Origin of the sequence: Pantoea sp. JKS000250 (assembly GCF_003201065.1) — a bacterium.
GTDB classification, from domain to species: domain Bacteria; phylum Pseudomonadota; class Gammaproteobacteria; order Enterobacterales; family Enterobacteriaceae; genus Pantoea; species Pantoea vagans.
Map to the genome: position 1 here is coordinate 147,923 of NZ_QICZ01000002.1, position 13,230 is coordinate 161,152.

Annotated in this window: 12 protein-coding genes; 6 read left to right on the plus strand and 6 right to left on the minus strand. The window is 46.8% G+C overall.

Annotated elements, in window-relative coordinates; translation table 11 throughout:
* Window positions 1-207 precede the first annotated feature (207 nt).
* Window positions 208-1,110 (minus strand): LysR family transcriptional regulator, encoded by a 903-nt coding sequence (locus BY447_RS20465; RefSeq protein ID WP_095708108.1) that lies wholly within the window; start codon window positions 1,108-1,110, stop codon window positions 208-210.
* Window positions 1,111-1,246: 136 nt separating this feature from the next.
* Between BY447_RS20465 and BY447_RS20470 the strand changes: the two genes are divergently transcribed.
* Window positions 1,247-1,993 carry an SDR family oxidoreductase gene (locus BY447_RS20470; RefSeq protein WP_110332046.1) on the plus strand — a complete coding sequence of 249 codons (747 nt, stop codon included), beginning with the start codon at window positions 1,247-1,249 and terminating at the stop codon, window positions 1,991-1,993.
* A gap of 545 nt (window positions 1,994-2,538) precedes the next feature.
* Window positions 2,539-3,513, plus strand: coding sequence for an alpha/beta hydrolase (locus tag BY447_RS20475; RefSeq protein ID WP_199226963.1), 975 nt, complete (start codon window positions 2,539-2,541; stop codon window positions 3,511-3,513).
* 490 nt (window positions 3,514-4,003) lie between these two features.
* Here BY447_RS20475 and BY447_RS20480 read toward each other — a convergent pair whose 3' ends face one another.
* Both BY447_RS20480 and BY447_RS20485 read right to left on the minus strand, forming a co-directional pair.
* Window positions 4,004-4,945, minus strand: a complete 942-nt coding sequence (locus BY447_RS20480; protein WP_323859536.1) for an alpha/beta hydrolase — start codon at window positions 4,943-4,945, stop codon at window positions 4,004-4,006.
* A gap of 340 nt (window positions 4,946-5,285) precedes the next feature.
* Window positions 5,286-5,888, minus strand: a complete 603-nt coding sequence (locus BY447_RS20485) for a LysE family translocator (RefSeq protein WP_110332049.1) — start codon at window positions 5,886-5,888, stop codon at window positions 5,286-5,288.
* A 723-nt stretch (window positions 5,889-6,611) separates the two neighbouring features.
* On the opposite strand from BY447_RS20485, the gene BY447_RS20495 reads away from it, so the two are divergent.
* Window positions 6,612-7,535: an aKG-HExxH-type peptide beta-hydroxylase gene (locus BY447_RS20495; RefSeq protein WP_110332051.1), complete on the plus strand. Its 924-nt coding sequence runs from the start codon at window positions 6,612-6,614 to the stop codon at window positions 7,533-7,535.
* A 48-nt stretch (window positions 7,536-7,583) separates the two neighbouring features.
* Window positions 7,584-8,723 carry an MFS transporter gene (locus BY447_RS20500; protein ID WP_110332052.1) on the plus strand — a complete coding sequence of 380 codons (1,140 nt, stop codon included), beginning with the start codon at window positions 7,584-7,586 and terminating at the stop codon, window positions 8,721-8,723.
* A gap of 264 nt (window positions 8,724-8,987) precedes the next feature.
* Here BY447_RS20500 and BY447_RS20505 read toward each other — a convergent pair whose 3' ends face one another.
* Window positions 8,988-9,728, minus strand: a complete 741-nt coding sequence (locus BY447_RS20505; protein WP_110332053.1) for an SDR family oxidoreductase — start codon at window positions 9,726-9,728, stop codon at window positions 8,988-8,990.
* 508 nt (window positions 9,729-10,236) lie between these two features.
* On the opposite strand from BY447_RS20505, the gene BY447_RS20510 reads away from it, so the two are divergent.
* Together BY447_RS20510 and BY447_RS20515 are read left to right on the plus strand one after the other, a co-directional pair.
* Window positions 10,237-10,782 carry a cysteine hydrolase family protein gene (locus BY447_RS20510; RefSeq protein ID WP_110332054.1) on the plus strand — a complete coding sequence of 182 codons (546 nt, stop codon included), beginning with the start codon at window positions 10,237-10,239 and terminating at the stop codon, window positions 10,780-10,782.
* A 251-nt stretch (window positions 10,783-11,033) separates the two neighbouring features.
* A complete protein-coding gene (locus BY447_RS20515; RefSeq protein WP_110332285.1) occupies window positions 11,034-11,783 on the plus strand; it encodes an alpha/beta fold hydrolase in 750 nt (249 codons plus the stop codon).
* Between the two features lie 169 nt (window positions 11,784-11,952).
* Here the strand turns inward: BY447_RS20515 and BY447_RS20520 are convergent, their stop codons facing one another.
* The gene (locus BY447_RS20520) at window positions 11,953-12,870 is read right to left on the minus strand and encodes an arginase family protein (RefSeq protein WP_110332055.1); all 918 of its coding nucleotides are present in this window, start codon (window positions 12,868-12,870) and stop codon (window positions 11,953-11,955) included.
* A 143-nt stretch (window positions 12,871-13,013) separates the two neighbouring features.
* Window positions 13,014-13,223 carry a DUF6434 domain-containing protein gene (locus BY447_RS23545; RefSeq protein WP_110332056.1) on the minus strand — a complete coding sequence of 70 codons (210 nt, stop codon included), beginning with the start codon at window positions 13,221-13,223 and terminating at the stop codon, window positions 13,014-13,016.
* Between the last annotated feature and the right edge of the window lie 7 nt (window positions 13,224-13,230).

A 13,230-nucleotide genomic window follows, 5' to 3' on the forward strand; every position in this document is an offset into this window, starting at 1 on the left:
AACCCTTTTATAACGTCAGCTCCTCGCTCATAGCGGACGCCTGACTGCATGTAATCTGCTGTGTGCCAGGAGCGGACGCTGGGAACTGCCTGAGCATAGTTAAACCGTGTGCCATCGCGCTCTTCCCAGGCGATTTTGAGGTTAAGAGAAACCTCCTGAGAATGACTGAATTTTACTGAGGGTTAAGTTATCTCAGGTATCTCAGTTTCATTTCACCGAATTGTAAGCCTTGAAGGCGGGATTTTTTTCAAAAATTTCAGCTACAAAATCCATGAATACAGTCGCCCGTTTTGGCAAAAGTCGATTGGCAACATAAACGGCCTGGATGGGAACGGGCGAAGCAGTGTAATCAGTCAGCAATAACTGTAATTCGCCATTTTCCAGTCCCTCTTTGAACAACCATTCCGGACCCTGTGCGATCCCAGTCCCTGCATTGACAAATTTCTGTATTGCTTCAGGTGAATTGACCCTGAGCCGGCCAGAAACAGGAACACTGATATCCTGAAATCTCCAGGTGGCTCCTGTCGTCAGCAGGGTATAAATCAAACAATCATGTTTTTTTAAATCTTCTGGTGTATCAGGGGTTCCGTGTTTAGCCAGGTATTTGTTACTGGCAACACAGACTCGCACAAACATCCCAAGCCTGCGGGCACGCATAGCACTGTCCTCCAGGTGGCCAATGCGTATTGCCAGTTCAGCCCCTTCATCAACAAGATTGATATAGCGGTCATTAATCTGCAGGTCAAGTTCCAGCTCAGGGTAGCGTTCTAAAAAAACCGGGATGTGCGGTACTAAGAATGTATGAGCCAGTGCTGTAGGGCAGGCAACGCGTAACAGCCCTGTTGGACTGACATTTTCTCTGAAAGAAGAATCTGACTCTTCGACGGCTTCAAGAATTCGCCTTGCTTCCAGATAATAACGTTCTCCTTCAGGCGTTAATGAGAGCTTGCGGGTCGATCTGTGAAGTAATCTGGTCTGCAGATGTTCTTCGAGGTTTGCTACATGACGACTGATGTTCGGTTGCCCTAAACCTAAATCCCTGCCAGCAGCGGAAAAGCTGCCTCTTTCAACAGTACGGACAAAACATGTCATCAAAAGTAGTTTATCCATTTTATTGTCCATCTATGCTTTTAAAGCATGAAATATATTCAAATATACAATCTTATCACTCAGTTTGCATGAGCATATATTTTCTCCCTGTCGGTCATTCTCTGATCCGTCGTTAAATCCAGCAGGAGATTTTAAGATGTCCAGATTACAGGGTAAGCGCGCACTGATCACAGGCGGAACTAGTGGTATTGGTCTTGAAACAGCGAAGCTGTTTATTGCAGAAGGTGCCCGCGTTATTGTTACCGGGGTAAACCCGGATTCAATTGCAAAGACAAAAGCAGAACTGGGTAATGAAGTGTTAGTAGTAAGCGCTGATTCCGCTGATGTAACCGCACAAAAAGCGCTGGCTCAGGCGGTAAAGGAACACTTTGGTGAGCTTGATATCGCTTTCCTGAATGCAGGCATATCGATGTATATGCCAATTGAACTATGGACAGAGGAGCTGTTTGACCGCATTTATGATATCAACGTCAAAGGCCCTTACTTCCTGATGCAGGCTCTGCTGCCCGTCTTCGCCAGCTCTGCATCGGTGGTCTTTAATACATCAGTAAATGCTCACACAGGCCCCGTTAATTCTTCTGTGTATGGCTCAACGAAAGCAGCATTACTGAACATGTCGAAAACACTTTCTAATGAGCTGCTTTCCCGTGGGGTCCGTATCAACGCAGTGAGCCCTGGCCCTGTTGACACACCGCTTTACGATAAGGCGGGGATACCGGTCAAATATCATGATCAGGTAATGAAAGATATCGTTGCAACCATTCCTGCAGGTCGTTTTGGTAAGCCTCAGGAAGTAGCGCAAGCAGCGCTTTACTTCGCCTCTGATGAGTCTGCCTGGACTGTGGGTTCAGAAATCATCATTGACGGCGGCGTTTTGATTTAAGCCCCAAAAATAATATCTACTATTAATCAAGCCCGTCACCTTTTATAGCGACGGGCTTTCATTCTATTTGGCGTCTGAGATGTCTATCCAATGTCCTGCTCCTGGTTAATCAACCCTGGTGCAGCTTTGTAACAAGCCCGTGGTGAGGGTAAATACAGAGTTCCGCTTTTCGCTCACAGCGGACCTTGCAGCACGTATGTACGCTTTGTGCCAGAAGCGGACGTTGACAGCCCGGCACTGCAGTGGCTGCCCTGAAGCTGGACGCAAGCGATTCTTCAGTTTCAGGTCTGACTAAAATTTGGCTTCGCAATCCAAAATATATAAAATATTTTCATTTAATCTGTGACGTTCATCCTTTCCATATTTTCATGCCTTCAACAAAAAAAACCTTAAATTCAGGGTGTATCTGGCATTTAAACTATAATCAGGTTTCATCATCTGGATTCGTACGGATGGTTTTTCACTGACCTGATACAGTTAATTGTTAAGGATATGTCATGAATAAAGTGACCTCTGCCCTGATTAGCAGCAGTATTTTTCTGGCTATGAGTGCGGCCGGCGCGGCCTCAAACGATGTTCATCTGGAGCATCACACGCAGTCTTTCGTTGACCAGCTGAACAGCGGTAATGGAAAACCCATTGAGAAACTTTCGCCGGAGGAAGCCCGCAAGGTTCTGTCCGGTGCACAGTCTTCAGTGAAAGTTGACCTCTCCGGCGTGACAACCTCAAACAAAACCATTCAGGTCGATGGTAAGCCCGTAGAACTGACCATCGTCAGGCCTGAAAATGCCTCAGGAAAGCTGCCGGCCTTTATGTTTTTCCACGGAGGAGGATGGGTTCTGGGAGATTTCCCGACGCATCAGCGCATGGTCCGGGACCTGGTCCTTGCGTCCGGTGCGGTGGCCGTCTTTGTAAACTATACCCCCAGTCCGGAAGCACACTATCCGGTTGCCATAAACCAGGCCTACGGTGCCACGAAGTGGGTCGCTGAACATGGCGATGAAATCAGTGTCGACGGTAAGCGCCTCGCGGTCGCGGGAAACAGCGTTGGCGGAAACATGGCGGCAGTGGTAAGCCTGATGGCAAAAGAAAAACACGGATCTGACCTGCGTTACCAGGTGATGCTCTGGCCGGTAACCGATGCAAAATTTGACACAGCCTCCTACGAAAAATATGCGACAAAGCGCTTCCTGACCCGGAATATGATGAAATGGTTCTGGGATAATTACACAACCAGCGATGCGCAGCGTAATGAAATATACGCTTCACCGCTCCGTGCTTCAGAAACCCAGCTGAAAGGTCTCCCGCCAGCGCTTGTACAGACGGCAGAGAACGATGTGCTGCGGGATGAAGGGGAAGCTTACGCCCGTAAGCTTAACGCAGCCGGCGTGGACGTGGTTCAGGTGCGTTATAACGGCATGATACATGATTACGGACTGCTGAATGCTCTCGCCGAAGTTCCTGAAGTTCAGGCCTCACTGACTCAGGCGGGTAGTCTGCTTCGCGAGCATCTGAAATAGTTTTAGCGGGCTGCTCAGAATGCTGACCAGCCCGGTTTTACTCTTCCTGAACCCTTCTTCATGCCGTAGATTAGTGCGATTATGGCAATCACAGATATAACCCCAAATCAGACATTTCATCCCGAAAGACTATTACGCCGGAAAAAACGTCTGCTGTTCGCTCACAGCGGACGTTCATCACCTGCAACCACTATACGCCTTCAAAACACCCTCTTAGGTTGACCTCAAACACAACTGCTCACCCGTTCCCCGCCGTGCGCGGGACATTCAGTCCGCTTCGGCGGCGCATGCGGCTTCCGGTGTCGCCCCTTCCTGCTCCACTTTACGCCCGACTGCTATGGCAGCACGGTGCAGGTAAGGTCGTGCAACCATTGACTGAGGGTAAGCGCCACATACAGACCGTATTGATGCCCCACATTTACTTGGCATTTGACAGCAAATCGGGAAGTCATGCCCCTCTTATCAGAAAAAGGAATTTGCAAAGCGCTTTTTAAACTTCACCAAGCCACCTCCTGTAATGCGCCGGCCATTCTACCGTGGGGGTTCCGGGTCTGCCCATGCCGAAACCATGTCCTCCTGATGCGTATCTGTACATCTCCACGGGCACATGTTCATGTTGGCATGCTGTCGCCATGATCAGCGTGTTATGTGGATCAGATATGGGATCATCTTCAGCCTGAATCAGGAATACCGGGGGGGGGTGTGGAGTGACAAAATTCTGTACGGACCACTTAGCATTTTCCTTCTCGCTCGCATGTGGCCCCACCAGTACATTATGCGTTGAAGTATGGGTATAGGGTCTCTCAAGAGTTATAATTGGATAAATCAGTGCTGCACGGTCTGCATAAGCGCGAGTCCTGTCGAGTTCATCCTGTTCCGGATACGATCTGACATCTATCCGGGTCGTCGCCATACCCATCAGGTGCCCGCCTGCTGAAAAACCCAGAACGCTGACGTTTTTTTCGCGACTGCGAACAATCCGTAACGCCCGCTGGGCATCCTGCAGGGCGACCATACTGCCGTCATGCCAGCCTTCTGCAGGCAAACGATAAGTCAGTACATAAGCGGTATAACCCAGCCGCGTCAGCCACCGGGCAGCAGGCCAGGCTTCCTTTCCCATTTCGATGCGTTTATAACCGCCCCCTGCGGCTATCAGAACGGCCTTCCCTGACGGATGCTCTGGCCGGAATACACGCAACGAAGGACGGACGACATTGCTTACGCCTCCTGTGGCAGAAAGCAGCTCATTTCCGGCTGGTCCTCCCCCCCCGGGGGGGACTCTCTGCCATAGTCCCATATCGTCCCAGTTACCGGAAAGTGTCTCCCCTGATGGAAATGCTCCCGGAGCAAGGGGATTTTTGGCCAAAGCGTTTCCGGTCCGAATGGCCATCAAAGCTGATGCCGACAATGCAATAAACCGACGACGATTTATCATGTGATTTTCTCAGAGAAATTTGAACTGTCATCACAACATACTAACTATAAGTGGAGACTTTTTGAGGATTCTATTACCTGCCACGCTGTACTGTAATTTTATGTGAAAAGTATGTCATTTACTGGTAACGCCACATACAGATCGTATTGACCCTTATACAAGGTCTTGACCGGCCATCATTCACCTTTAGTGCATAGCCATGCGGCCGTGCACAAATCATCAGGGGCGTTTTCAGTGTTTTGGACAGTGATCAGGCCCGCATAAGCCAGAATCGTGCTGAGGACCTTTCAGAGGGGGCAAGAACTCTTATGTTAAAACGAGGCAGTGAGCCGCTTTATTAATGGACAAAAGCGTGTACGGAAAAGGCAATAAGCAGTATCCCGCCAGCAATATTGACGTATTTTTTAAGCAATAAGGGATCGGTTTTTTTTACTGAAAAGACCAGCGTTCGACTGACAACTAAAAGCCACACGCACATGACCGCTATATGTACTGATGCCAGCGTCAGATAGTTGCTGATGCCCGCCTCTTTTCCTGCGAACTGTGAAACAACTGTCAGGTAAAAAATGATGGCCTTGGGGTTTAAGACGTTAGCTATCCACGCCTCTCTCAGCGTTACCGAATGCTTTGTATCAGTAAGGTCTCGATGGCCTGCCCTTATACCGCTGCGAATGAGCATTGTTCCTAACCAGAGAAGATAAACGGTCCCTGAAATTTTCAACACAGCAAACGTTGCCGGAGAGGATATGATCACTGCGGTTATACCAAGCCCGATAAGAACGGCATGGGTGTATATGCCCAAAGCTGTCCCGGCAAGAGTTCTGAGCAGTCCCTTACGACCGCCAGCAATAGCACTGCTCATAACAAGAGTGAAGCTTGCTCCCGGTGACAGTGCTACAGGGAGAAGCGCTGGCATAAAGCCAAAAAGGTTCATATCCATAGATTTAAGATAGTAAGTGACGCCTTGCTATGTTGCCAGTCGAAGCACTGCGCAACAGGGATGTTAGGTCTAATGTGGCATAACATCTCCATCTCCATGATTTTGACGTCCGCTTTTCGCTCAAAGCAGACCTTCACTTTTCCCTGTCCCTCGAAAATGGCCTTTTTAATCCTGCTCTCCGCTTGCAAGTTAAGAGGGTATCTTATTTCATTCTGTCCACAGCCCTGGTGCATATCCGGTCAGTAACTCTGTGGATAAAACCGCAGCAGCAGCAGTATCCGCGCACAGACAACAGGCGGTCACAAAATGACCGTATATCGTATCTTTCAGATGCAGGTGAAACAGGGCTTCGTGAAAAAACATTAGGAAAACTATCCTATCCATTCCCCCTGGTGAAAAATTAAGCTAATAAAGTTCTTGATAGGATCTTGCTTATAGAATTAAAAATGGCGCGAGTGTTTTAAAGCAGAATTTTTAGCTTTTTTTCAAAGAGAGTATTGTAGCGGTAAGATACTTTTTGTTAATTGTTAATTGTTCCGGGACAGAATGTTTTTAGAATGTTAACTTTAATTTTAAAAGGAAAGTGAAATGAAAAAAGTTGAATCATCAAAACTGCTGAAAATCAAATCTCCACTGTCTGGCTGGTCATTCAGCAAGTAATTACTGACAAGTAGATTTGGAAAATCACGCTCACTGGAGCGTGATTTTTTTGTGGAGATTATTATGTTGAATATCGCTTCCCCAGATTATGATCACAAAGCTGCCAGAAAGTTTTTCACTGAAAGCCTGCACGAATCTGTCGACTATCTCATAGATTTCTATGAACTGGACGGTGTTAAAAAGTCCCCGCCTCTTTCATGGCAAATGTGTGCAGCACACTATCTTGCCGCTAAGTCGGCTGAGTCCGAGGATCATGATTCAGCAATAAAATATTTAAAATTTATAGAGTCAATTCCTGTTCCAGAAGGCATTGTTGTCTCACCACTAACATCAAGTGATAAATCTTTTGACAAGGAAATGATATTAAAGATCATCCATGATGATAAAGAACTTGGTTTCGGTTTTTGTGATGACAAAAACCTTGCTGCAATCGAAGCAGGAAAGGTTGTTCAAGCTCTTGATGTAATTAAAGAAAATGTTCCTGATGCCTATGAAGAGATAAACACGTTTATACATTCAGTACATCTCACTCGTGAAACCAGTGACGGTTCTCGTTTCATGCGTTCCGGAACTAACTTTTATATGTGGGGAATGATGTTTACGTATGTTCATGAAGAACATACCGTGCCTTACTATATTGATATTCTCGCCCACGAGTGTGGGCACACTGCACTCAATATTATAAATTCATTCGATGAACTGGTTATCAACAATCCAAACGATACGTTTGTTGCACCCTTACGCGTGGATAACAGACCAATGATCGGAATATTTCATGCATTATTCGTTCTTTCGCGAATCTGCTATGTTTTTGATAGGATAATTAAGCGTGGAACCAGTGAATATGTCGAAGAATGTAAGGAAAGATTCTCGGTCGCGTTTAAAAAACTAAATGATACATATGAAATAGTAAAAGAGCACGGACGATTTACCGAAGCCGGGCAGACTATCTATGAAGATATCTGCAAGCTCTGGAAACTGAACTAAAACAAACAGCACCGTGACGGTGCTGTTTGTTTTAATGGAGCTTTAGAAATGAAAGTTTACCGACATCTTTTTGAACGTAAAAGTCGTAATATCAATTTGTGCTTTTTGTTTAACTCTATTGGTTCTACACTTCTGATGCCCCTAGCTCTGCTCTATCTGGCAGGCAATAGCCTAAGTGCAAAAGATATTCTGTACCTAGGCACAATGAAATTTTGGTCATTTTCACTTTCGTATTTTCTTATTATTCCTCTTGCTAATCGCCTCGACGTTAAGAATACAATATTTTTTTCCTTGTTTTTTAAACTTATATCATTAGCAGTTCTATTTACCGGGCAGGGATTTATCATCTGTATGGCTGTGATGCTGGCGAATGGCCTGGCGTCATCATTTTTCTCTACGGCCTCTAAGATTTATGTTCGGGCAACTTCTGATAATATCAGTGAAAGTTTTTCAGCCCGAATGACGCTCAGTAACGTTGGTGCTGCAGTATCGCCACTGGTTATCAGTGCCTTGGTCTTTTTCCATATTCCGTTTCGCCCTGCTCTGCTTATTCTGATCGTACTTTACACCGTTGGTGTGTTGATGGCCGCTGGCCTAGCCCGGTGCAAAAGGTCTCCAGGGAAATCTTTTGGATTACCGCATCTGGCCGGAGTGCTTAGCAGGGAGTCTGCCGTAGTAGCAACCCTTAGCATTGTGTTTGCCATGCTGTATTACACTTTTGAGACAATCGTTCCTCTGGAACTGGTCCAGTCTGGAAAAAAAGAGTTAGTTGGGCCCATCATGTTATTCAATACCAGCGTCATTATTCTTGGTCAAATCCCCGTTTATAAGTATTTCACAGAAAAACTTGGTGTGATTAATGCTCTTCTTTTTTCGACGGCATTCTGTATTTTATTGTTTATACCTTGGTTTCTGCAGTTTACAGAACTGTCCGGACTGCTGCTGATTGTAGTTGGCGTTACGCTATTAGAAATGTTTTACGGCGCGGGGATAGATACCGTAATTGCATCTGCCGAAAATGACAATAAAATTGCATTGCTGGATGGTGTCTCAAGTATTGCATTATCTGCCGGAGCAGCTTTGGCGGCTGCAGTTTATGGTGATCCCGCCATGTTCATCCCTTTTGTTCTAACACTGTTTGTTATGAGCTTGGTTTTGATCAGAGGTGCAGATCATAAGCTCGCTTAATGGAAGCTGTTTTCTCTGGTGCTGAAATTTTTTTGTCCACAATTGCACCTGTGAGATATGCCCTGCTATCGGAAAGCGCACGCACATGAAGAGCAGACCGAATGTCCCGCTCACGGCGGGGAACGGGTGAGCAGTGGTATTTGATGTCAATCAGGAAGGGTGTTTCAAAGGCGCGCATTGGTTGCAGGTGATGAGCGTCCGCTAAGAGCGAGCAGCGGACGATATTCGATTAATTTCAGTTAATTTCGTGACTTTGGGAAGCGGTCAGTAATGTGCCAGACCGCCATCTACAGCATACTGGCTGCCGGTAACATAGGATGCTTCATCGGACAGAAGGAAAAGTGCAACTGCAGCGGCCTCTTCTGCTGTTCCTGCACGACCCAAAGGAACCTGGCTTACCACAAAATCTTCAAACTGCTGACGAGACTCTTCTGGCATAAAGTGCCTGAAGTTAGTTTCAATCGGACCTGGTACCAAAGTGTTGGCGCGGATACCGCGTTCAGCAAACTCAGATGCCCAGCTTTTGACCATAGCGATAACGGCGCCTTTCGTCGCTGCATACAGGCTTGTCATCGCCGCTCCTTCATATACAGATGAGGATGACGTCACCAGAACGGACGCGCCTGAATTAAGTGATTTGGAGAGAGCTGCCAGCTGTAGCATCGGACCGCGCACATTAGCATTCATCATATCATTGAAAGAATCTGCCGTTACAGACTCCGGAGAGCCTACCTCTGCAAAGCCGGCATTAAGCCATAATCCATCAAGTGACCCCCAGCCTCTGATAGCTTCACCCAGTACGTTTATGTCAGCTTCGCTTGCGGCATCGCTTTTTAAAATAAGTGATGTCGCAGGAAGCAAGCTGCGTGCACGTTCAAGCCTTTCTTCATTAAGCCCTGTAATGGCTACGTTGCCACCTTCTGTAACAATACGCTGAGCCCCTGCCAGCCCGATGCCACTGGTGCCGCCCGTGATCAGTATACGTTTACCCTGAAATCTTCCCATGCTTACTTCCTTTATTTAGCTGCGGAATCAGCTTTTACCTTACGTAAACAAAACACTATTCGTCATCTGTTTCATTAAGTAACCAACCATGGGAATGCATGGATTGCGACTTGGACGTCCGCTTCTGGCACAAAGTGGACAATCTGACTGAGCGGAAGGTCTGCTTCGAGCGAATAGCGGAAGCCAGTATTGTCTTTTGTGAGTTCGTGATATGCCAACAGGGGAGGTCATCAATCAGGAAACATATCCGTTGAAATCCCTGATTTCCGATGTTACAAGATGAAGAGCATGTTCAAAGATGTTTAGTATTTACTAATTATCAACTCAACAGAGCACGTCTGAAAATGATTAAGTTAGCTAAGCCAGTGACAACCGCTACCACCACCGAAACCTTCGGCGGCGTGTGCGCATCTGTGACTGACTTCTGACAAAACAGATTCTGACTCCCCGCCCAACCGGACGGGGAAGAAAATCTCTCCGTTCATGACTTACTGAATTGAGAGACATCATGATTTCATCTGAAAATGCACTTTTAGTTATCGATATGCAGCAGGGGTTATTCCGAGGTCCCTCTTTGCCCCATTCCGCAGACTCAGTTTTGTCAAACATTTGCCTGCTTATACAAAAAGCCAGGCAGGCGCAGGTGCCGGTATTTTTTGCCCGCCACAACGGACCTGACGATTCCCCCTTCTCTGAGCAAAGTCCCTTAACACAACTGATACCCGAAATGAGGGTAAATGCCGAGTTCGATATCGTTTTCATCAAAAAATTTCCCAATTGTTTCCGGGATACGTGCCTTCAGCTGCAGCTCGGCAAGCGCGGAATAAAACAACTTGTTATCGCCGGGATGAAAACAGAATTCTGTGTGGACACTACCTGTCGTGCAGCGCCTGAGCTGGGGTTCAGGACCGTACTGATTTCAGATGCGCACACCACAATGGATAACGGCTATTTGGCAGCTAACGAAATCATCAACCATCACAACGCCACCCTGGCAGGCCCGTTTGTGACGCTTGCGACAGCCGCGGACTGGCAATTTTATTCTGAGAAATGAGTTAAAACTGAGAGCCGCCCGCCGGGCGGCTGAAGTGCAAAAAGTCCGCTAAGAGCGAAAAGCGGACATCTGTAGTTGTTATTACACTTAGAGATTTTACTTCCATAGCCGTGTATTCGTTAACAGGGAGCAGGTCAAAGCACGGCCATCAATAGTTATTGAATAATTGAAACCTATGCATCTGAGCCTTGTCTGCGGGCTTCAATGCAAAGATACTGATGTTTTTATACTCAATCAGTATTGATAACTCTATGGAATCTTTCTTTTCCTCCACTGCAAACTGTCTCGTCCGCTGGCAGGATCTACCTGGCAGCGGAACACCCCTGATATTTGTGCACGGACTAGGATGCGCTTCTTCGTACGAGTATCCGCGTATCGTCACCGACCCTCTTTTTAATAAAAGACGTGCGATTCTTATAGATTTGCCTGGTTGTGGCTACAGTGGAAAGCCCCGTGATTACAGCTATTCAATCACTGACCAGGCTAGTGTGGTGGCGGAGTTAGTACGGCATTTAGGGCTGAATAAATGTTTTATTTACGGACACAGTATGGGGGGAAGTATCAGTATTGAAGCGGCAGACTTAATCACAGACCGCATGGAGGGACTTGTGGTATCTGAACCTAATTTCAGACCCGGGGGTGGTTTTTTCAGTCGGCAGATATGCAGCCACAGTGAAGAGGAGTTCATAAACAGACACTGGCAACACATGATTGAAAACGAATCAGGCCCCTGGGCGGGAAGCCTCGCAGTTAATGCACCTTGGGCGGTTTGGCGAGGTGCTGCCAGTCTGATAGCAGGCGGTGACTGGCTTGAGCGATTTATTAAATTACCAGTGCGCAAACAACTTATCTTCGGTGCATGGTCGTTACCAGACGACGATGTCGATTACTTAGACAAGTCAGGGGTTTCAACGGTAATCCTTGATGATTGTGGGCATTGCATGTCATGGGAACAACCGGGTTCACTTTCTCTTGCACTGTCAAATTTTGCCAGTGAATAGCAATAAAATTCAGGCCGCAATTGAGGTTCACGGGCTTTGTGCCGCCTTACACCACACACGGGGCGGGCGATAACGGAGGGTCTGTTCATGGCACACAGCGAACTGACGGCAGGCTAAGGTCCGCTATGAGCGAGAAGCGGACGTAGTAACCGCATTGATTGTAAGTGGGTCAGATATCGTTAGTTATGCTTCTGAGCATGTCCAAAATGAGCTTTGCTGCTGTCCCTTCATGATCTAAATCAGGATCATAAATGGTCACTGTAATGCCACAGCAGCGCATATTTTTGAAAAGTTCGCGACAGACATTTACAAGTGTTTCAGAAGACAAACCGGTAATGCCGGGACAATCAACTGCAGACATTTCAGAACTGTCCAGGACATCCATATCAAGATGAATCCAGTAAGGCATTTCAGGAAAAAGATTGAGCCGCTCGAATATCACATTGATGAGATGATGATCAGACAACTTAAGCGCGTCAAAAATAGTTATACGCCGGATATCAGTGCCATCAATGTCAGGCCATTCATAATCTTCAAGGAGCGACTCACGCTCTTCCAGTTGAATCACTGCGTCATCCTGAATCAGTGATCCTTCGATACCGGGCCATGCAGTCAGTAATGGCTCTCCCCGACCGGTAACGAGTGCCAAATCCATTCCGGCCGCAGCGCCTGGTCGTGCTCCTGGTTCTCGCTTCCAGTTTCCGGGATGACGGAAATCGCTGTGGCCGTCAATATGCACAAGTGCAAGTTGCCCTAACTGACGCCTGCTGCCAAGCAAGGCTCCGGGCAGTATGGCGCAGTCGCCTCCGATAACAACGGGCTTTAAGTTGCGATGATGCGCCGCCTCTACTTCATCAGCCAATTGTAGATTAAGTTGTCTGAGCTTGTGGCCGTTCAGGATATCAGTACCTGGCTCACATTTAGAACTGTATTCAGGGCAGGGAACAGTAACAAAGTTACAAGAGGAAAACATTTTATCGAGTCCGTGGTGCATGAGAACTGCTGGCGCGCGGAATGTGCCCGGTATGTGCCCTTCATAAAGCGGGTTGAGACCAAGATTAGACGGGACAAGAATTATTTTTTTCATAAAATCCTGTTTTTAACTGATCTGGTTAGCACAGAAACTAAGCTATCTTACGAAACTGCTTTCTCGCCGAGATAAAATTCGGGGTGCTAACCAGTGCCAGAACGCACAAGGTTCGCTATAAGTGAGAGGCTGACATCCGTATTTTAACGTTTATACCGCCGTTTCCACTTATCCACGACATCACCCAAATTCTTAGGGGTAGCATTACTTATCCAGATCATAAATTCACGATTGAATCGGAAATTCTCTCCACACTCTTTGATCATAAAGCGGCGAACGTTTTGTGTGTTTTTGTAATTTTTATCAACGATTGTAGAACGTGTTAGTGAGGAGCTATGCCAATCAGTTTCCATCTTTCTA

Excerpts from the sequence above, each read along its gene's own strand:
- BY447_RS20470 (WP_110332046.1), top strand. The coding sequence starts at position 1,247 with ATGTCCAGATTACAGGGTAAGCGCGCACTGATCACAGGCGGAACTAGT.
- BY447_RS20520 (WP_110332055.1), bottom strand. The coding sequence starts at position 12,870 with ATGAAAAAAATAATTCTTGTCCCGTCTAATCTTGGTCTCAACCCGCTT.
- BY447_RS20505 (WP_110332053.1), bottom strand. The coding sequence starts at position 9,728 with ATGGGAAGATTTCAGGGTAAACGTATACTGATCACGGGCGGCACCAGT.
- BY447_RS23545 (WP_110332056.1), bottom strand. The coding sequence starts at position 13,223 with ATGGAAACTGATTGGCATAGCTCCTCACTAACACGTTCTACAATCGTT.
- BY447_RS20495 (WP_110332051.1), top strand. The coding sequence starts at position 6,612 with ATGTTGAATATCGCTTCCCCAGATTATGATCACAAAGCTGCCAGAAAG.
- BY447_RS20465 (WP_095708108.1), bottom strand. The coding sequence starts at position 1,110 with ATGGATAAACTACTTTTGATGACATGTTTTGTCCGTACTGTTGAAAGA.
- BY447_RS20475 (WP_199226963.1), top strand. The coding sequence starts at position 2,539 with ATGAGTGCGGCCGGCGCGGCCTCAAACGATGTTCATCTGGAGCATCAC.
- BY447_RS20515 (WP_110332285.1), top strand. The coding sequence starts at position 11,034 with ATGGAATCTTTCTTTTCCTCCACTGCAAACTGTCTCGTCCGCTGGCAG.
- BY447_RS20500 (WP_110332052.1), top strand. The coding sequence starts at position 7,584 with ATGAAAGTTTACCGACATCTTTTTGAACGTAAAAGTCGTAATATCAAT.
- BY447_RS20485 (WP_110332049.1), bottom strand. The coding sequence starts at position 5,888 with ATGGATATGAACCTTTTTGGCTTTATGCCAGCGCTTCTCCCTGTAGCA.
- BY447_RS20510 (WP_110332054.1), top strand. The coding sequence starts at position 10,237 with ATGATTTCATCTGAAAATGCACTTTTAGTTATCGATATGCAGCAGGGG.